This window comes from Casimicrobium huifangae (assembly GCF_009746125.1).
Lineage (GTDB): Bacteria > Pseudomonadota > Gammaproteobacteria > Burkholderiales > Casimicrobiaceae > Casimicrobium > Casimicrobium huifangae.
In genome coordinates, this window is the sequence record NZ_CP041352.1 from 181,396 (window position 1) to 201,330 (window position 19,935).

11 protein-coding genes are annotated in these 19,935 nt (G+C 60.8%); all 11 read right to left on the minus strand.

Annotated features, from left to right (window positions below):
* Positions 1–2: 2 nt before the first annotated feature.
* From FKL89_RS00860 to brxF, 11 genes are read right to left on the minus strand one after another with little or no spacing between them, the layout of a single operon-like run.
* On the minus strand, positions 3–725 hold the full coding sequence (locus FKL89_RS00860; protein WP_033990568.1) for a hypothetical protein: 723 nt from the start codon (positions 723–725) through the stop codon (positions 3–5).
* Positions 722–2,749 (minus strand): BREX-3 system phosphatase PglZ, encoded by a 2,028-nt coding sequence (gene pglZ, locus FKL89_RS00865; protein ID WP_033990567.1) that lies wholly within the window; start codon positions 2,747–2,749, stop codon positions 722–724. Before pglZ ends, FKL89_RS00860 begins: the two co-directional genes overlap by 4 nt.
* Positions 2,746–5,559 (minus strand): DEAD/DEAH box helicase, encoded by a 2,814-nt coding sequence (locus FKL89_RS00870; protein WP_156860854.1) that lies wholly within the window; start codon positions 5,557–5,559, stop codon positions 2,746–2,748. The genes pglZ and FKL89_RS00870 overlap by 4 nt, the downstream gene beginning before the upstream one ends.
* Positions 5,556–7,346 carry a Fic family protein gene (locus FKL89_RS00875; protein ID WP_156860855.1) on the minus strand — a complete coding sequence of 597 codons (1,791 nt, stop codon included), beginning with the start codon at positions 7,344–7,346 and terminating at the stop codon, positions 5,556–5,558. Before FKL89_RS00875 ends, FKL89_RS00870 begins: the two co-directional genes overlap by 4 nt.
* 22 nt (positions 7,347–7,368) lie before the next feature.
* Positions 7,369–10,149 carry a DNA methyltransferase gene (locus FKL89_RS00880; protein ID WP_156860856.1) on the minus strand — a complete coding sequence of 927 codons (2,781 nt, stop codon included), beginning with the start codon at positions 10,147–10,149 and terminating at the stop codon, positions 7,369–7,371.
* Entirely contained in the window at positions 10,142–10,765 is a 624-nt protein-coding gene (locus FKL89_RS00885) for a hypothetical protein (RefSeq protein ID WP_156860857.1), read from the minus strand. The genes FKL89_RS00880 and FKL89_RS00885 overlap by 8 nt, the downstream gene beginning before the upstream one ends.
* A gap of 28 nt (positions 10,766–10,793) precedes the next feature.
* Positions 10,794–12,137 (minus strand): hypothetical protein, encoded by a 1,344-nt coding sequence (locus FKL89_RS00890; protein WP_181955211.1) that lies wholly within the window; start codon positions 12,135–12,137, stop codon positions 10,794–10,796.
* Positions 12,138–14,267 carry an ATP-binding protein gene (locus FKL89_RS00895; RefSeq protein WP_033990841.1) on the minus strand — a complete coding sequence of 710 codons (2,130 nt, stop codon included), beginning with the start codon at positions 14,265–14,267 and terminating at the stop codon, positions 12,138–12,140. It abuts the gene before it with no gap.
* Entirely contained in the window at positions 14,264–15,634 is a 1,371-nt protein-coding gene (locus FKL89_RS00900) for an SIR2 family protein (RefSeq protein WP_033990842.1), read from the minus strand. Before FKL89_RS00900 ends, FKL89_RS00895 begins: the two co-directional genes overlap by 4 nt.
* Positions 15,635–15,670: 36 nt before the next feature.
* The gene (locus FKL89_RS00905; protein ID WP_156860858.1) at positions 15,671–19,411 is read right to left on the minus strand and encodes a DUF6079 family protein; all 3,741 of its coding nucleotides are present in this window, start codon (positions 19,409–19,411) and stop codon (positions 15,671–15,673) included.
* Between the two features lie 47 nt (positions 19,412–19,458).
* Positions 19,459–19,926, minus strand: a complete 468-nt coding sequence (gene brxF / locus FKL89_RS00910; RefSeq protein WP_033990877.1) for a BREX-3 system P-loop-containing protein BrxF — start codon at positions 19,924–19,926, stop codon at positions 19,459–19,461.
* Positions 19,927–19,935: the final 9 nt, after the last annotated feature.

Below are 19,935 nucleotides of genomic sequence, written 5' to 3' on the forward strand. Positions count from 1 at the left end.
CATCAAATCGTGCCTCGCAACGCGACAAACTGGTTACTCGGTCCTTCCGACCGGAGGGTGAGGCTCGGGCTGTTCGCCACCAAGTAAGCCAAAGGCCGCGTCAAGTTGAACGGGAACAGCACGGGCAGCGACTGCAGGCTGGGCACTGAAACCGGCTTGCCGGCGTAGCGCACGACAGCTTCGATCAGCCAAACCGTGAGTGCATCGTTGTCGATGCCCGTCTGTGGCAGGCGAATGACCCGCTTGCCTTTCTCGACCCGTTCCACCGCGCCCCAGCTCGCCTGACTCTGAATCACCATGTTGGTCATGCGTCGGGTGCCTTCGCGCTCCCCATAGGTTTCGCTCATGCGCCGATGCACTTCGGCGGCTGCGCAGTCGCCCTGGATAGCGGACAGGCGGCCCACCAGCTCGGCCACCTTGCCAAAGAACGGGTACGTCGCCACGGACATGCCCCAGCACAATGCTGAGATGGGAATGTCCGGCTGCGTCTTGTGGATGGCCACGCCGCGATCGGCGTAATCGACCAGTTCGGCACGCGGCTCCAGCCACAGCCGATTCAACACGGTGCGCGTTTTCTTCTTGGCTTCCACGCCAAGCTCGGCTGCATCGAGCAGTGCATTCAGATCATCTAGCCCAGCCACGCCTGCACGTATATTCAGTGCCGCAGCCGCCCAATCAAGCTGAATGAACCGATCAAAGCCTATTTTTGGGGCTGATGAATTCATTCGGTACCTATCACATAACTGACTTTCACAAAGGGCACGATCAGTTCTTCGACCGACACCCCGCCGTGGACCACCACCTGGTCGCCCTCCGGCACAAAGGCGGTTCGTCCGCCTGCGAACAGGGGCATGAAGTTCGCGGGAAGGCCTGCGACGTCCAGCCTGACCGTGCTGGGATAGGCCGCTGCGGAGTCGGCCAGCAATGGCTCACTCCGATACACCCGCACGCGCTCGCCGCGCGTCTCGGCAATCACGCCCTGGTTAGGTCTGCCGACGCCGGTGGACTCCACGTTGCCGTGGTCCGCCGTGAGGTAGATGTGAAACCCCTTGTCCAGCAGCATCGAAAACAGCCGGTCAACGAAACCAGTCGTCAACCAGTTGCCGATCCACATCGCCACGTCTTTCTTGGATCGCTCCTTGTGGAGCCGCTCATCCACCTCATCGATGACCAGGCCCACCACCTTCGGGCGCCGGTCGATCAAATCGGCTTCCAGTGCGTCGAGCTGATTGATCTGACGCAGTGCGCGCCGATACATCACCTCATTCGAGTTGACGCCTTCGTTCTGCCAAAACGTCTTCCACAAGGATTCCTCCTTGTCCGTTCGGTCGATGGAGTCCTCGAACTCACGCGGCTTCAGGCCAGAGAACAGTGCCTGGCGCGACACCGATGTCACGGTTGGCAGCCATGCGAACGCGGTTCCCTCGTCAAATGCGAAGCGTTTTGTGGTGGCAATCAGCCGCTCGCGGATCTGCACCCACTGGTCAAAGGCCAGCCCGTCGAAAACCAGCAAAGCGAGCTTGGTTTCCCCTGCGGATCGCCGATGGCGCAAGAAGCGCGGCACGTGGTGCACCATTACCGGGCCTTTGCTCACCGGCTGCAGGATCAGGTCGGCGTAATGCTTGGCCGCGACCCAGGCTTGCAGACGCTCGTCAGATTGCGCCTGCAAGGTCTTGATCCGCTCCCCGATCTGTTGAGACAAGACCGGCAGGCTCGCGCTGCCTTCGGTGCCCGGCAGGCCCTGCATGCGGGCCAGGATTTCACCGTAACGCTTGGCGAATTCGCTCCAGTCCTTGTGCGAAGAGGCTGCCGTTGGCGTCGTCTCGATCAGACCATCGATGCCTTTGAGTACCAAAGCCTGCAACGCCGCCGGGTCCTGAACAATGCCGGCCTTGATCCAACTCAGCATCCCTGCCGGAACACTGTGCACTGCCAGCGGATGCAAGCTGCCATCAAGAAACATGGAATCGACCAACACCTGCACATCGGAGTGGTCGAACGGAATCTCGATCTTGGCGATGTAATCCGGCGACGGCGGCTCCCCTGTACGGGTGCCATCCAGCCCCAATTTCGACAGGTAGCGATACCACGCATCCTGCACCACGCGCAGCAACGCACTCTTGGAAGTCAGCCAGGTGGCGACCGGCAGGTCTGCGAATAATCCCTTGCCCTGGATGATGCTTGCCGCGTGTTGGGCGAACAGCGGTGGCAACGAGCGGTTGGCAAAGTGCATCCGCAGCAGTTCGCGCCAGAAGTCCACCGGGTTACGGATAGACCTGGGCGCAAGCTGGTAGACGTGTTCGAGGATGAAGTCCTTCGATTCGTTCTCGCCGCGCGCAGACTGCAATTCGGTCTGGTGGGCATGAAACAGCCCGGCAAAATGCTCCGGCTCGACTTGCTGTACCGCGCTGTATGCCAGCCTGGGGAAAATCTCGGCAAGACTGAGCCGAACCACACGCCCGTGATGCACGATGTCCCACGGCAAGGCATTCGCATCGGCACTGCGCAAATGCAGAACCAACGAAGGCGCTGGCCCTTGCTCACCACTATCCCATGCTGCGCGGTAGCGTTCCTCGTACTCCGCACGGAAGGCGAATGGGTCTTCGTACAGCATCAGCTCGAAGCCTCGGCTGCGCAGTTCGCTTAGCAGCTTTTCGTCCAACAGCACGTCGTCGGGGTCGCAGGCCACCCACAGCCGGGTGAGATCGACCGTGAAGTGACTCAGGATGCGTTCCGTCCAAAGGCTCATGCCTCACCTCCGACGCGCACCATCATCACGGCGTTCAAATCCGGCACGCTGGCCTCCATGTCGTCCAGGGCGGCCATGCGTGCATCGTGTTCCTGTTGCAGCCGCTTGCGGCGGTGCTCGCGCACGGCGGGCAGGCCGATTCGCCCAATGGCCTGGCTCCGGGCCTCGAAGGCATACAGCGCCCGTTCGCGTTCTTCCTTCAGCCGGGCGCGGTGTTCAGTCAGCAGCTCGGTGAAGATCCGCTCACCCTGGGTACCGGCCGCTGCATGGGATGCTTCAAACCACTTCGCCGACGCCTCGGCACCGGTCACGGCATGCACATCTACAGATTCAGTCAGCAGCAAATCCCAGACGCGTTTCGCGGTCGGCACGAAGGGACGACCTTCCTCATTGATGAACACCGGCAGGAAGCGCTTGCGGCTTAAACCTTCAGCAGCCAGGCTGATTTCCCATAGCGACCAGATGCCGCGCACCGAATCCGGCAAACCCGTCACGCGGATCACCGGCAGCGGCTGCCCGGCGACAAAGCGCGGCAGCTCGCTGATCACAGCCCGAGCGCGGGGGTCTTCCATGGTGACCCATTCCAACTCCGGGTTCTCATCCGCCGTGCGCGCGTCAAAACAGGCCTGGGCCGACTCGCTGCCGTCCGCCCACTTCACCCGCCACGCTTTGCCAGCCTTCGTTGCCGAACCGCCGCGCGCAGCCAGCCCGTTGATGATGGCGCGCTCCAGCCAGAACTGCGCCGGGTGATCACGCCACTTGCGGGCATCCTCGGCGTCCAGATCGTGCTCGGTGGTGAGCAGATCGCTGTTGTTCTGGGACTCTGACAGGGTGGATCGTAGTTGGGACACCACCGCGTCGCACTCCTGCTCGATGGCTTCCGGGTTCTGCAGGCCGTGAACGAACAGCTCGTCGAAGATCGGGTCAGCTTCGACCGAGTCCATCACGTCGGCCGCCTTATCGACGCCGAACTCCTGCGCGATGACCTCCAGTTTTTCTTCCAGCACTTGGCGCACGCGGTGCTCTACCGTGTCTTCAAGCACGAAGTTGATGGCACGCACCACATGTTTCTGGCCGATACGGTCCACCCGGCCAATGCGCTGCTCGATCCGCATTGGGTTCCACGGCATGTCGAAGTTGACGATGACATGACAGAACTGCAGGTTCAGACCTTCACCACCGGCATCCGTCGAGATCAGCACGCGCACATCCTTGGAGAACGCCTGCTGCGCACGGGTGCGCGCTTCCAGATCCATGCTGCCGTTGAGCGTCGTCACCGAGAAACCACGGCTTTCCAGGAAGTCGGCCAGCATGGCTTGGGTGGGCACGAACTCGGTGAAGATCAGCACCTTCAGCGCCGGATCGCCTTCTTCCTGCTGCAGCTTGTAGATCAGCTCCAGCAGCGCCTCAGCCTTGGTATCGGTACCGGCGGCCTCAGTTTCCCGTGCCAGTTCCAACAACATCTCGACTTCAGACTTTTCCATCTCCCAACCGCTGGACTGGATGGCCAGATCCACCTGTGACTGGCCATCCAGGTCCACCCATTCATCGGTACTGATGCTCTCAAACAGATTTGCCTGGGGCTGCGGCGCATCAAGCAGCACCTGGCGCTTTTCCAGTGTGGTGCGAATAGCCGCTGTGCTGGATGTCACCAGCCGCTGCATCAGGATCATCAAAAAGCCGATGTGGCGCTGCTTGGCCGCCATGGCCTGGTTGTAGCCGTGGCGCACATAGTCGGTCACCGCCTCATACAGGCGCTGTTGCGCGCCGTGGCGTGCCTGCCAAGCCACTGCCTTTAGCCGGGTCACGCGCGGCTTGAACAGCGGCTGGCCTTCGGCGTTGATCGATGCGCGCTTCTCGGTGCGAATCACGAAAGGCCGCACCCGCTCACGGTTGACGCTGCCCTCATCCGGGAAGGCTTCCCGATCCAGCAACTGCATCAGCCGCATGAACTGGTCAGTTTTGCCCTGGTGCGGCGTGGCCGACAGCAGCAAGAGATAGGGCGATGCCTCGGCTAGCGCAGCGCCCAACTTGTAGCGGGCGACCTGCTCGGTACTGCCGCCCATGCGGTGGGCTTCGTCGATGATGACCAGATCCCACGACGCCGAGATCAGGTCCTCGAAGCGCTCGCGGTTGTAGGTGTTGAGTTGCTCCAGGCTCCAGCCGCGCCGACTTTCCATGGGCTTCACGGAGTCCAGCGAGCAAATTACCTGGTCGTGCATGCGCCACAGGTTATCTTCCTCGCCCGCGCCACCGCTGCGCCACTGCCGGAAGGCCGACAACTCGGACGGCTCGATGAACTGAAGCGTCTCGCCAAAGTGCAGGCGCATTTCCGCCTGCCACTGGCGTACCAGCCCCTTGGGCGCCACCACCAGGATGCGCTTCACGCGGCCACGCAATTTCAACTCGCGCAGCACCAAACCGGCCTCGATGGTCTTGCCCAGGCCCACCTCATCGGCCAGCAGGTAACGAATGCGGTCGCGGCTGATGGCGCGGTTTAGCGCATAGAGCTGGTGCGGCAGCGGCACCACGCTGGACTGGATCGGCGCCAACAGCAGGTTGTCCTCCAGTGCATCCAGTAGCTTGGCGGCGGCTGTGGTGTGCAGAATCTGCTCCACACTCGGGCGCACGCTTTCCAGCGCGGCCAGGTCAACCGCCCGTGCACGTACCACCGCGTCCTTGGCGGGCAGCCAAACGCGGTAGGCCACCTCGCCCCACACGTCCTGCCGCTCGATCACCCGGCAGGGCGATGCCTGCCGGGTGAACCAGCACCAGTCGCCGATGGTGAAGTCGCGCCCGGCTTGCGTCATTGGCCCACCTCATCGCGCAGCGCTTTGCCTTGTGCAGTCAGGCGATAGCGCTGTTTGCTGCTTTGTGGCTTGTCGGGGATGGTCATTTCGACCAGATCCAATGCCAGCAAAGGCGTCAACACCACCTCGCGGAACTTGCTCCTGTTGCTGCGACCGACCCACTGCATCAAGGTGGCCACATCGTGTTCATCGGTCATCTGAGCCAACATCCTGTGTTGCTCAGCACTGAGTCCCAACTTAGGCCCGACTTGGTCCCGACTTGGTCCCGACTTGGCCCCGGCTTGATCCCTAGCCTGCGCTTGCGCCTCTTGGGCAAAGCGCTGACGAATCGCCTCACGGGCCTGAAACTGGGTATCGCTGAGCGGATCGAGCAACTGCTGCCGCACCAGATGGTCGGCCACCGCGCGGGCTTGCTGGGTGGTGCTGATACCCAGGCTGCGGATTGCCGTGAGGGTCAGCGGCTCGCCGTCTGGCAGCGACAGCGACAACGCCAGCACATCCGCCTGCTCGGGCGTCAAGTTCGCCCCCAGGGTTTGGCGCAAGCGCTGCATGGCCTCGTTGACCAGGGGCTTGTTGACCAGCACCAGCTCAAATTCCTTGCGCGCCTTGTCATTCTTCAACTGGGGCGGGGTGCGCCCCAGCTCATGCCAGTTACGGAAGATGGCGCGAATACCGGTGCCGGCCTGATCCGACAATCCAATGCGGCGAAACGCCTTTACGATAGCCGGGTTGCGCACTTCCTTTTCAGTGGGGTCGAGCAATTCGGCTTCGGTAGCGAAGGCATCGCCGGGGTTCCAGAACACCGTGCGGTCGGTAAACAGCTTGATCGACGCCTTGCGCCCGTGGTCGCCGTAGTCCTGGTGAATCAGCAGGTTGATGGCCGCTTCCCGGAAGGCCACATAGTCGGGCGGATCATCGTTGCGGCGCAGGGTGGCCGGATCGAGCGAGAACGGATGCTCGGCAATGCGCATGTAGCGCGTCACCAGGCCCTGCCAGGTCTGAAAGACGTTCTCCTCGAACACATAGCGGTCATGCCAGCGCTGCTCGGCAGACCACTGCTCAAAAGCCGTGTCGATGCGCTGATAGTCCAGCACCGGCCTGGGCAGAATCTGGCGCACAAAACGCCCCGTGCCAAACAGCAGCACGCCCGCACGGGTGGGGTGCAGTTTGCCGCCTTGCTCGACCACGAAATTCCAGTTCAGCAGGAAGGCAATCGGGTCGGTGATCTCGGCATGTTCAGGGTTACGCCTGGCAAACTGGGCCTGATACCACTTGACGGTATCCAGATCGAAGCATGAGTCCGCAGCAAGCTCGGTCAGCACCACGCCGTCATAACGCTCTTGCGCCGCGTCGCGCAAAAATCGCTCCAGCTCGCTTTGGGTGAACTGTTCATCGCCCGCGCCGCGTCGCAGGTAGCTCTGGCGCGGGTCGCCCTTGAGGTAAACCGGCTTCTCCAGGCGTGGCATCTCCGGGATGTGGAAGGCAAACACATGCTTGCCGTCGATCTCAAAGCGATGCGGCTCTACCGCAATCACCCGGTTCAGCTTCTGCCCACCACGCAGCACCGCCAGAAAGTCGTTCTGAACCTTGTCGGGTTCCTCAACCCCGGTCACTTCCAGCCGACCATTGGCCTCACTGACACCGAACACCAGCCAGCCGCCTGCCGTATTGGCAAATGCCGACACAGTTCTGTAGGCATCTTCCGGCACGCCGCGCTGCGCCTTCTTGCACTCGAAATCGTTCCATTCGATGCCGTTGAGTCGTGCCAGCAGTTCATCCTGATTCATCGAGCGGCTCCGCTTGGGGTCATCAAATACCGTCCTCGGTACGGGTCAGCGCCATGTCGTACAGCGTCAGCAGCTTCTCGTCCTCTTGCAGCGTGGCTTCCGGCAGCTTGTTGGCGATTGCGAGGATGGTGGCGTAGTCCTTGCCCGCCCACGCGGCGCGGAAACCGGCACGCAGCACTTCCAGACGCGATTCCTTGATCTTGCGGCCCGTGAACGACCGATAGACCTCGAATTCCTTGAGCAGCGCCTTCTCGCGCTTCTTCTCCAGGTCTTGCGCCTTGTTCGGGTCGGGTACGTACCAGCGGTCTTGTGCCTTGGCGATCAGGCGCGGATCGTTCTTCTCCAAGCCGCGCAGGTCGTGGTAGTTGGTGGACAGGTAGCGGTGAATCTGGCTGGGCACTTCGCCCGTGCCCTCATAGCGCAGAAAGTTGGCCTCCAGCAGCGCCGAGAGTTCCGGGCGGGTCTCGTGCTTCTTCCAGCCCGCGCCCAGTTGCTTGATGAACTCCGGGTGGATGTCCTGATAGGTGGAAGGCCGCGCCTTCAGGTAATCCGCCGCCCAGTCGATGGCGCTGCGCTCATCCGAGACGAACAGCTCCATCTGCGGTGCTTGCGCCACTTGCGCGCGCTTCTTGTCGTATTCGGCCACCTGCTCGGCCAGAAAGACCATGCCGTCGCGTTCGGGGAAGCGGCTGCGCAGGCCGTCCTGAAACTCCTGACTGGAAAGCGGCACGGGTGCGCTGTGGCGGACGAACCAGGCCACCATGCGGTCGAACAGGATGCGTGGGTCGCGCTCGGCGACAAACTCCAACTCGCCACCTTTCACCTTCACGACTGGAAGCTGCCGCAGATGGGTTTGCACGAAATCCCAGGCCGAATCCGGCGTTGCGCCACGCTCCGCGAAGCGCTGTTCCAGTCCGCCGTTGGGCTTGTAGGCCGAAATCACCAAATCCTGCTTCACGGCCACTGCCGTGGTGACGGCCTTGAAGCTGCCTTGTTGCTTGTCGAGCGCGGACACGTTGGCAACGACAAAACCTGCTTCCTGCATCGCCGTCTGCAAACCGTTCCACACCGCCGCCTGCGTGTTGGAAAACACCACCGTCATCCAGCGGCCCGGCTTGAGCACGCGGAAGTATTCCTTGAAGCAAGCCGCCATCAACCTGCGGTAATCATCCACCGACTTCTGCGCCGCGCGGTTTTCCTTGGCACGATCCACGATGGCGTCCAGCCTGGCTTGCGTCATCACGCCGTGCCATGCCTCGACCAGAAAATTCAGCTCGGCATAGGGCAGATTTTCGCCGAAGGGCGGATCGGTGAAGATGTAGTCGATGCTGCCGTCCGCCAGCGGTATATGCGCCGCCGTTCCGGTATTGATCGCCGCACCGCCAGCACCAACTTTGAAGTTACCGAAGGCTTTGACCAGCCGATCCAACTTGCCACCAAGGATGTACCAGGGGCTGCACTCAGCATGTTGTGCTGCGACGTAATAAACGCCAGCCAACATGCGATTGACTTGCGAGAAGTGCGTTGGCCCATAACGATTGAGAACCGAAAGTCCGGCAACCGCTTGCTCCACCATAAAGGTCAGGAAGCCGCGAATCCGTGCATCAGGGTGCGCTTGCGCCTTCCCCCACAGCGCCCCCATCGCCTGCGCCGCGCGCGGCAAAAACATGTGATGCGTATGCGTGATGCCCTTGTCGCGCATGCGCGGCGCTTCCCACATATCGGCAAAGGGAAACGCCACGGTGGGTACGGTACCGGGTAGCGGCAAGGCATCGATTTTTTGCAGCAGCGCCAAGTCCGCTGCATCCGGCTTTTTCTCGTACTTGGTCTTGCCGATGCGATACGAAATCAAGCTGGGCACGCGCTTGGGTACTTGCAGGGTGTTGCCCGTGGCGCTGTCCAGCCGGGAAACATAGAGTCGTTCCAGCTTCTTCTTCGTCAGTTCGGCATTGCAATGCGGGCACGGGAAATCGTCCCTGACGCGCTTGGTTTCTTCATCCAGCGCTTCATCCAGAAAATTCACCTCACCCGCGCATTCCGGGCAACTGAATACCTCGCTCCACACCGTGTATTCGATGCGCCCTTGGGTCTTGCCATCGCTGTGCAGGGTTTCGTACATCCAACCGATGTCTTGCTCCAGGTCTTTGAGCAACTGCTTGCCCGCCTTGGCGAAGGCGTCCACATCAAAGGGAATGTTGTAGTTGGCGCCGATGAAGGTGGCGGCGGGCGACAGGTCGTTGAGCACCGCGCGGCGCGCGCCCCACTTGGGCGCAGTGCGGCCTTCTTTCTTCCACGCCTGTTCCAGCTCAAAGCGGTAGCTGGTCGGGGCTGTGCCGCACCACTGCGCGGCGACGCCAGTCATGCCAGAGCCAGAAAAGCCGTCCAGCACCACGTCGCCCGGCTGGGTGTAGTGCAGGATGGACGGCACGATGGCCAGGTGCGGCACCTTGGTGTGGTAGCTGTGCGCCTTGTAGATGGCATCGGTCTTGCCCACGCTCACGTCAATCGCCAGCGGCTCGCGGCTGTACTTCACCGTCGGGTCGTAAGGCTTGCCGTAGTGCGACACGAACTCCGCCAGCCACGGGTTAGGGCAAGCGGTGTAATACGGCGGGTCGGACATGGCAAGGATGGCTGCGTCCGTACCTTGCGGGAAACCTTCCTGCTGGCGAAACGCCGGGTCTTGCAGCTTCTCGGCCAGCAGCTTCAGGTAGTGCTCACGCCGGGCGGCATCGCTGGAGAAGGTCTGGCCGAGGCATTCCACCGGGCCAGAATCTTTTTGTGTGGTGCTGAATAGATTAGCCATTCTTTTCCTCGGGGCTTTGGGCCTTGATTGCCGCGTTCGCAGACTGCTTGACTGTGGCTGTCAGTTTGTCGATGGACTGGCGAACCCGCTCCAGTTCTTCCACCACAGGATGCTTGGGCACGCTGGTGCCGATGTAGGGGCGCAGATCTACGTGGGTCTTTTCGCTGTACTTGTTTTTCCCATACTCGTATTCGGCTGACACTTGGAACGTATGCGGACAAATCGCCAGATCAGCTCCGCTTGCAAATATCTCGAAGCCCATTCCAAGATCGAACAGCAACTCCGACATCGGCGGCAGGCAGTCGATAGATTGCGAAAAGGCAGATTGCTTGGCGAGGTTGCGACGATCAACTCGCTCGCCAAACTGAAAGAAATCCCGATCAAGGTGTAGCCGGAGATTCTGCGCAGGCGAACGCCCGACGTTCCTGATCAGCAATTGGATGACAGGTGTGCCCATGCGCACCTGTACAGTCACTGCGACAAACGGGCGATTCTGATCAGCCATCTGCTCACGCATTGCACCCACTGCGGCACGGTTGGCACGCAGGATGAAAAACGTGAGTCCGGCGAACATCGCGGTCAACAGGACGTTGGCCAGCGTCAGCCATTCCGGCAAGTTCGCCGGCATCATCAATGAGGCGACATCATTCATTGAGTGCTTCCTCTTCTACTTCTTGATCATCGTCTCGGGGTTCGGTGGATTTCTTCGGTTTGACGGCAATGGCAACGGCCTTGCCTGTTTCCAGAGTTGCCCGGATCACATCCTGAAGCACCTGCGACTGGCTTGGCGTCGTGCCAACCCAAGCCTTGGACACTACGGTGGTGAACGCGGTGTTGTCGAAATGGCGCTGCGCGTTGTCATAGGTGATCCGCAGGCCACCTTTCGGTCCCTGGATACCGGGGTCGCTTTCCAACAGCTTCCAGTAGTCCAGCGGCAGGTACATGCCGGGCACAAGGCCCACGTCATCCGGGTTGAATACCAATCTGGAGCAGAGTTTGAGGAAAAACGGGTTCTCGGTCAGGCGGAATCCGCCAATGCCGGTGTTTGGCGCACAGGCCTTCAGTGCGCTGAGCACGGTATCCATGCGGTCGATTTCTTCCTTCAACTGCGCGTTGGGCAAGCGATAGACCGCTTCGGCTGGCCCAACGCGCCGATCCTCACGCTCCATCGCCTTGTACTGAACCATGACAAAGCTCTGGTAGGTTTCGTTGAAGTAGATGAGATCGGTGCCGGTTTGCTCTTCAAGCGGCAGGCGATTGGCAAGGATGACGGTGAGGCGTTCCGACGTGTCCTCGGACTCGAATACCGCCGCGCCATAGGGATAGGTCTTGACTACCTCAAAGCCAGGCAGGTTTTGCAGGTCGTTGACCACCATCGGGTCTTCGCGCAACCGAACGCTGGGCAAGCCGTCCAGAAAGGAGACCGGCGTTTCGTCCGATGGCGCCCATTCCTGAACAGGGTCGCGGCTCATGCCGGCTATCGACAGCGCCGTAAGCAGCGCTTCTTTTTGCTGCGCCAAGTTGTCTCGTGCCCGCTCCGACAACCGCCGGATGCGTTCTGTTCGTGCCTGACTGAACCGATCCAGCAGGGTGCTGGCTTGGGGGGCGATCTGGCGAATGGTTTCAACGACGGCGGTGAAGCCTTTGTCGGTCAACAAGCCACCTGATTGAAACCGCTTGCGCACGGATGCGGCATTGCGCTTGGGCAGACGATTCAGCAGTTTCCGCACGGACAGCGGTTCGGCGAGTTCTTCGACTTTGTCGATATTCAAACGACTCAACCCCGTACCCGCACGCACGCCACGACGCCCCAGGCCGATGTGCGTCAATTTTCCTGCGTTGACGACAAAGCAGACCAATGGTGTAGTTCGGCTGTGCTGAAAGTCAGCGACAGGCTCAGCAAACGCGTGCTCCTCGGCTACACATTCAAGGAATGTGTCCATCCGATCCTTCGAGAGGGATACGGCGAAGCCGCTTGCCTTGGCCATCTAGGAAGCTCCGCCTTCATCCGATGCTTCCTTGTCTGGAGCAGGTGCTATTTGTTGCCAGTCCTCTGCAATCGCTGTCCAATCCACGGTGCGCTCGACAGCTTCGATCTCGCCTGTTTCGTTCTCCTTCTTGCCCGACCATACCGCCCAGAAGTCCGGGTCATCGGATTTTGGCCGTTGGCCTTCAGGCAAGGCATTCATCTGCACCAGCACGGGCAACTCAGAGGCCCAGCCCAGCAGGATGGCGTGGCGCGAAGGTAGCGAAGGAAGATCGCGCAGCAGGCCACGCAGGTTGTCAGGAACCAGCTTGTGCACCAATTCCTGGTCACGGTCATTGCTGATGCGGTGCAGCAGGTAGCTGTTGCATTGAGACAGCACTGTAGGCGACAACTCGCTGGGGCGCTGGGATGACAGCACCAAACCCAATCCGAACTTGCGGCCTTCGCGGGCAATTTTCTCGAATACCTGACAACAAATGGCGGCTGAGTTCTGGTTCTCAGCATCGTCCTGGTAGCGTTTGATAAATGTATGCGCTTCTTCCATCACCAGAACGGTAGGCAGCGTTTTGCCGTGGTTGAGCTTGCGGTAGCGCTGCATGGCTTCCAGCGTCATACGAGCAATAACGGCGGTGACGATGTGCACCACCTCAGCGGGCACCAACGATAGGTCGATGACGGTTACCGTTCCGTTGGATGCTTGGTTGTCGCCGATGGTGTTGGCCAGCCAGTCATGCAACGTCACACCATCGGCATTGCCTGTGATGGTTTTCATGCGGCTATCGGACAGAATCGTTCGAATGCGCATGAGCATTGTTTCGACGTATTCCGAGACGCCTAGCAGTTCTGCATTGGCTTCAACACTGCGCAGCAGTTGGTCGCCAGTAAAGGCGCGGGGTACGTCCGCATCGATCGGCAAGATGTCGGTGTCGCTGCCGCCGAAGGCCGCATGGGCGGCCTTAGCCATGCCCAAAAATTCGTCGATCTCTGGTGCAGTGAAATCGTAGTTTGGGTACTGGCCTGAACGCGCGTTGGCGAAGGCGGTAATCTTGTCTCGTATTGCGCCCAGCGCCGCATTTTCATCCGCAGTGAATGAAGCATCGTTCCCCAAGCCTTCCTGCCACCTCCTGGTCTTTTCAAAGAAGTTCTTGGGGTGCGGAAAATTAGCCCAGGGGCGTCCGGCAGCGCGCTCGATCTGAATCACGCTAACCAGTGTGCGCAGAAAACGACGCATGTCGTGGCTTGGTGTGACGGTGACTTCCACCGCACCGTCGCGCACGGCGCGCAGTGCCTGGATCAATGTCGGCCGTTGCGCCTTGGCGCTGGCTTGGGTAAACGCACTCCACTCAGCGCTGTTCCAAAACCAGAGCGGCACCTGTAGCTGCTCAATGCCACCGTCAGGCTTCGGCTCGACAGCGAATACGCGCACTTTCCCCAAACCATCAAATGCCTTGGCGTACTCGCCGTTGGGGTCGAGCACGATGAAACGGGCATTGGGGTCAGCTCCGCCGCGTGCCTTGCTGGCTTCTTCCATCGACCAGCGGATCAAACCGGCGACTGAGCAGGATTTGCCACTGCCGGTGTTCCCCAGCACGGCCAGATGACGACCGAACAGGCGATCAGGGTCGATCTTGACCTCTGCATTGGCGGCTAGCGGACTGACGCCGATTTTCACCCGGCGGTTGTCGCCGGATTCGACGATGGCGCGTAGCTGGGTTTGGGTGGGTAGCAGTACGGGGTCGCCTACCGTCGGGTAGGCTTCCACACCGCGCCGGAAGGAATAGCGTTCCTTTCCATCGATCTGACCCTCGTAAGCCAGACCACCCAGCGGGTTGAGGCTCATCTTGCGCAGCGGATAAGGCAAATCAACCAGGCCGAAATCCTGCATGCCCTTGCGCTTGGGGTATTGAGACCGCTCGATGGTGATCCACTCCACCTGTGCGACCAGATAGCCTGTCTCACTAGGCACGAGGACATAACCATTGATCCGCGGGAACGGCCGTGGAGTACCTGTGTTCAGAGCGAGGTTGTCGGGTGCTTCGATGTCCAGCAGAACCTTGATTTCGTCAGGCGAGACAAAATCGATGCTGCCGATACGCAGTGAGTCGGCGTAGGCCAGGGGCGAGAAGCTCATACCAGGTCTGCCCCGTCAAAATCGCTACCAGGTTTCGCTGCTGCCGGGCCTGGATGGGCTTCGGTGCCGTAACGCTGCTTGAGCAGTTCGCTCATGCGGAAGGTGGTTTTGTCGATAGCGGCCTTGGGCAGGAAGCTTTCGGTCAGGATTTGCAAATCAGCCAGAGCGGGGCCGATCAGCAAGCTGATCTGCGAGGGACGTCCCAACTCTCGATAGGTCTGCATGATGCGGCCAAGCGGATCGTTATAGGCAATGATCACCAGATGGGTGGACGGCACTGTGAGCATGTCGCGAATGACACGGTTGATGTGCTCGTCACCAAAGCTGTAGCCATAGGTAATCAACGTGCTGTTAGGGCGGCACACGGCGGCGGCGAGGTCTCGGAACAGTTCCACATAGGGGTGATCCGAAGTCTCCCGGTCCTTGGCGGCATTGGGGTAGATCATCAGCTTGTGAGCACTGGCACCGTTAAGCCCAGGCGCTTGCAGATAGGGCGCGACATCGTCGGCGCCGAAGGGCAGTCCGACGCGGCGGATATCCCTATCAACCTGCACCCAATCCACCGAGCCGTGCAGCTTGGTAAAGCGGGCTACTCCCTCCAGGTAGCGCGGTTCACCACGAATGCCTGGCGGGTTGTAGTGCATGTCCAGATCCAGCCGTGATGAACGAAAGATCGGCATGAGGTTGCCGAGGAAGCGGTCCAGCAGATGCAGCCCGGCCAGTTCGGCACCAGCTTCGATCAGTCGGTCGTAGTTGGTGGTGAAGATATTCAGCCGGTCGCGCACGCCGGTGCGGCTGGCGAAGCTCATCAGGAATGTGACCAGCACATTGAGCGCTTGCTCACGTTTGTCTTCATCTGCCCTGGCAATCCCAGCTTCGCTTTCGAGGATGGACTTGGAGAAGTCTTCCAGCGTGCTGGTCAGCTCAGTCAGCAGCGTTTCGGCTTCTGCTGAATTGCCCAGTATCTCTAGCCCTCGCAGCAATTCGTTGGCGGCGCGAAGCTGGTCTTCCAGATTGCCTGTTTCCCGACCTGATCTTTGGGCGGCTTCTTTCGCCGCTTTCCTGATTGCATCCTCGTAGATGGTCAGGGTGACTTCGTTCATTCCGGCAGCGGGCTTTCCTGTCGCCAGATGGTGCACGGCATGGGTCAATCCTGAGCCAGCAAGCAGCGAAAGATGCTCCGACTGAAATAAGGCGGTCAGCCAGGGCTCGACACGGCTTCGCAACGCCTTGATGTCGAAAGTTTGGCTCTGAGTTAGCCAGGCGGCTTCTGCCCCTTCGCAAAGCTTGAACTTGCCGGCATCCTCGGCGCTTGCTTCGAAGCAGATAGGGGCGTGGTCGTCCCTGACTTTCAGTGTGTTGCTCATGGCAGCAGTTTCCTGTTCGTTTGCAGAGTCATGGCATCACTCGATCACGAAGCGCAGCTTGGTGGCGTCCTTGCCCTTGCAGCGCTCGTTCATGAAGGCATCGAAGCGCTTACGAAGCTCATCCGGCGTGGCCGGCGATCCGCCTTGCAGCAGTGCCTGCTTGATCTCCTCATTCTTGACCGCGATCTTCTCCAGCCCCGACAGGGCCTCTTGCACGGCGTTGGCGAACTCTTGGGTCAAGGGTTCCGGCAGCTTGCGTGAGGCCAGGAAGGCGTCGATCAGCTTTTTGCTTGCTGCGGGCAACAGGCCCAGGCTGTCCTGGGTGAACGGGTCTTCCAGGTTTTCCAGCAGGGTCTGCTGCCAGTTGGCCAGCAACGCATCCAGGTCATCGTCCAGCTTGTGCAGGCGGTTGGCGGCGGGCAGCAGTTCCAGTTGCTCGGCAGCCGGGCGGAACTGGCAGTGCGGGCAGACGGCGGCCGTGACCAGCGTCGGTTCATCCAGCGATGAGCAGCTCTTCAGGCCGTTGAGGGATTCCTCGAAGGCGGTGAGCTGGCTGGTGGGCATCAGCGATACGCCGGCCAGTACGCGCAGTGCCAGCAGGCGGTCGTCCTTGCGCAGGGCGTTGCGGGTCTTGTCCTCGGCCACGCCGAGGCGCGCCTTGCTGTGGCTGGCGATGTAGGCGGTGATGTAGTCCCTCTTGAGCTGGGCCAGCGTCTGCCGGCCATTACCCAGGATCAGGGCGGCGTGCTCGGCGCTGCGGTCCTGGCTGATCTTGTCGAAGATGGCCTTGCGGGTCGTCTCGGCCTGTTTCAGCCAGGGGTGCTCGGCGGGCAACACCATCTCGGCCTGCGAGAGGTAGGACGCCGTGCTGCCCAGCTCGGCCACCAGTTCGAGCAGACGCTCGACGGCAGCCAGGATTTCCAGGTTCTTTTTCTGGCCGTCCAGGTCTTCCTCGGTGACGCGCAGGTTCTTGAGTTTGCCGACGGTGTTGTAGGGTGTCAGCGACTCGGTGAACTTCTTCAGCGAATCGAGCCGGGCGTACCAGTCCTTGGCTTCTTCCTCACGCAGCAGGTTCTGGCCCCAGAAACCGAGCTTGCCTTGCTGCAGGTCGGAGCCGGCCTTGAGCACGCGCGGCACCAGGGCGCTGACTTTCTCCTGCAGCTTGATGACCGGCTCAATGTCGCCCTGGCTGGCCTTCTGGGCCAGGCCGGACGGCAGGTCGAACAACTCGAACAAGGCGCGCAGCACGGCGAGGTTGATCTCCTTGGGCGCCTCGATGTGCTTGAAAGCTTTGAGTTCCTCCAGTGAGCGTTCGGCCAGTTGGGTCAGCTTGCCGGAGTCGATCTTGTCGCCGGTGATCGACAGCACGATGTCACCGGAATAGACCAGCCCGCCCAACACGGTGACCAGCAGGTCGGGTTCCAGCCGGTACTTGATCGGGGCGAAATACTCAATGTCGGATGAGCCTGACAGCAGTTCGTTGCGGTTGAGCACCTGGCCGTGGCCCTTGGCCTTGAGCCGGTTCAGCACTTCCTGCGCATAGCGGGAGTTGGCCGGATCGACGCGGTCGCCATCGAGCAGTTCCAGCGCATCGAGCATGGCCGCGGCATCCTTGGTGCGCGTGCCGCCGGCCAGAGCGCGCAGTGCGTTGCCGATCAGTTGCTTGCGGTTGGCCTCGGTGACCAGCACGGAAAAGCTGGGGTATTCCGGCGCGAGATCGCCGAAACGCTGGCCCAGTACCAGGCCCGAAATGACGTTCACCACGTCGCGGAAGTTGATGCGCTCGTCCGCACCGAGGCGCGCCCGGTCACGCAGCGACACGCCTTTGGCCCACTCCTGCAGGTTCTTTTTCTTGCCCTGGTAGGTGACCTCGAAGGCGGTCATCTGCTTTTCCTGCAGCCACTTGCTCATGGCGCGCAGGAAATCCTGTGCCTTGGACAGGTAGATGCCCTTGGCGCCGCCACTGGCGGTGGAGGCAAGATCGAGCGCCGCGGCGTAGGACGACAGGTGCCGCTTGAGATCGTCGTCCAGCCCGGTGAGGCGGAAGAAGACCTCATCCGACAGGTTGTTGTCGGCGAACTTCGGTTTGTCGAAGGGCTGGATGAAGTAAACGTAGAAATCGCGTTCGGGCTGGGCCGTGGGGCGATCATTCGGCGCGCCAAAGAACAGGTAGCCCATGCGCTCGACACGGCGTTCTTGCCATTCGAGCTGGTACTGCCAGATCTGGAAGCCGGGGTAACGCAGGTCGTCGCTGCACTCCATCAGCGCTTTGACGGCGCTGTAGTAGGCACGATCCAGCGCGTCGTCGGACAGGGCTTCGGCGCGCTTTTCGATCTGCGCGTCGTAGTCGATGTCTTTCTTGAGATCGAGGTAGTACTGCTCCGTATCGGGTGCCTTGGAGATGAACTGGCCGTTGACGGTCTTCAGCACTTCCCGCATCACGGTTTGCACCATCGACAGCAGGTTCTCGGCGGGGTCGCCCGGCATGTCCTCCACGCCCGGCTGGAACAGACACAGGGCGTCGCGCAGCTCGGCGGCGGTGGGGCCGATCGGAATGTGGATGTCGCCACCGGTGGTCAAACGGTGCACGGCCAGCGCATTGATGACGCGCAGCGCCATGGCCTTGTAGGCCGGGCGCGTGAAGGCCTGCTGCACGCGCGACTCCAGCACTTCGGAGACACGCATCACTTCCTTGATGTTCGGGTCGGCGCGCAAGACCGAGTTGGCCTTGATGGTGTTCCAGAAACTTTCGTAGCTGATGAACAGCGGCTTGTCGGCGGGCACTTCCTGGTCGAGGATGGTCAGCATGGCGGCCTCGATGGTCTTGAGCGCGCCGCGCTTCTCGGTGAAGTGGATCTGCTCGAAGGTCTTCAGGTAGTCCGGGTGCACAGGGAACAGTCGCACGTACTCGTCCATGCGCTCGTTCATGGAGCCGTAGAACTTGGCGAACGGCGTGAGGTATTCGCGGATCTTGTTCTGCTGGTCGGCAGTCTTCTTAAGCAGGCGCGCGGAGACGACGAAGCTGACGTCCTGGCGGTCGATGAGGATTTGGGTGAAGCGCTCGTTGACCCGGCGCATGCTGTCGGCAACGTGCTGGAAGCGCACGCTGTCGAAGATGGCTTCCTGCACGCCGGCCACGAAGCGGAACTTGAGATGTTTGGTGATTTCGCCGATCTGCCGCAGGATGGCCAAGTCGCGAATCAGTTCGTTGTCCTTGCGCGATTGCAGGTATTCCAGGAACTCATCGACCACCAGCAGCAGGCCCTGGTCTGGGTAGACCTCATGGAAAGCGGCCATCATTTCTTCAAGAGACTCTTTGTTGTTGAGTTCCTGATCTGCTGGCGGGAAGCTGTAGCTGACGCCCAGTTTGTCGAGGAAGCGCTCAAGCTGCTGGGTGATGACCTGGCGCAGCGGCATTTCCAGACCGCCCACCTCGATGCGAAGAACTTTGAATTTCCCGGCGATGGAGGCAACCGCCTCGGCGACCTTGGGGTGGCGAATCATCGGCGCATAAGCGGCGTCTTCTGCCACCAGCGACAGCACCGACATCAAGTGCGATTTACCGGTGCCGTAGTTGCCGACGATCAGCACGCCCTTGTGATCGACCGAATCCTCGAAACTGAGCTGGGGAACCATGAGCTTGGAGATTCGCTCGGCCATGTCGTCGGAGATGACATAGGTCGCGACGAGCTTCTTGGCTTCGTCCGGGCGTCCGGCATCGAGCAGTTGAATGACTGACTCGATCTGCTCGAACTGGATCAAATCTCCGTATTTCATGTTCGTACCCATATGCTTCTCTCTTCCCGCAGTTTTCGTAAATTCGGTCAAATTTCGAGTACGACCACACCGTCCTGGCTGTAGTCACGGTGTTCTGGATGGCTCATGTCGGCATAGATCAGCCGATCACCGCGCAACTCGCCAGGCCAGACGGCCACGACGCGCTTGGAGTGCGCCAGCCGCTTGACGAGGTCAAGCGGGTTGATCTGCAAGCTGGGCTCGAACAGCAACTCCAGGTTGTCGAGCAGCAGCGGGATTTCGGTTCGTTCCCCGAATTGTTCAAGCAGCGCGATCTCGCGCAGCAGTTCGCCTGCTGAGAAGCCGCGTTTGTTGTTCGGCGTGGCGGCCAGGCGACGCCCCAGCTCCAGGCCGACGTTGAGCGGCTCGATGTTGAGCTTGGCGCTGAGCTGGCGCAGCAGTTGGGTCTTGCCACTGCGGCTGGTGCCGACCAGTAGGATCAACTTGCTGTTGACGTCGCCGATTTCGCCGATGAGTCGTTCCAGTTTTGCGAGCATGCTCATCCC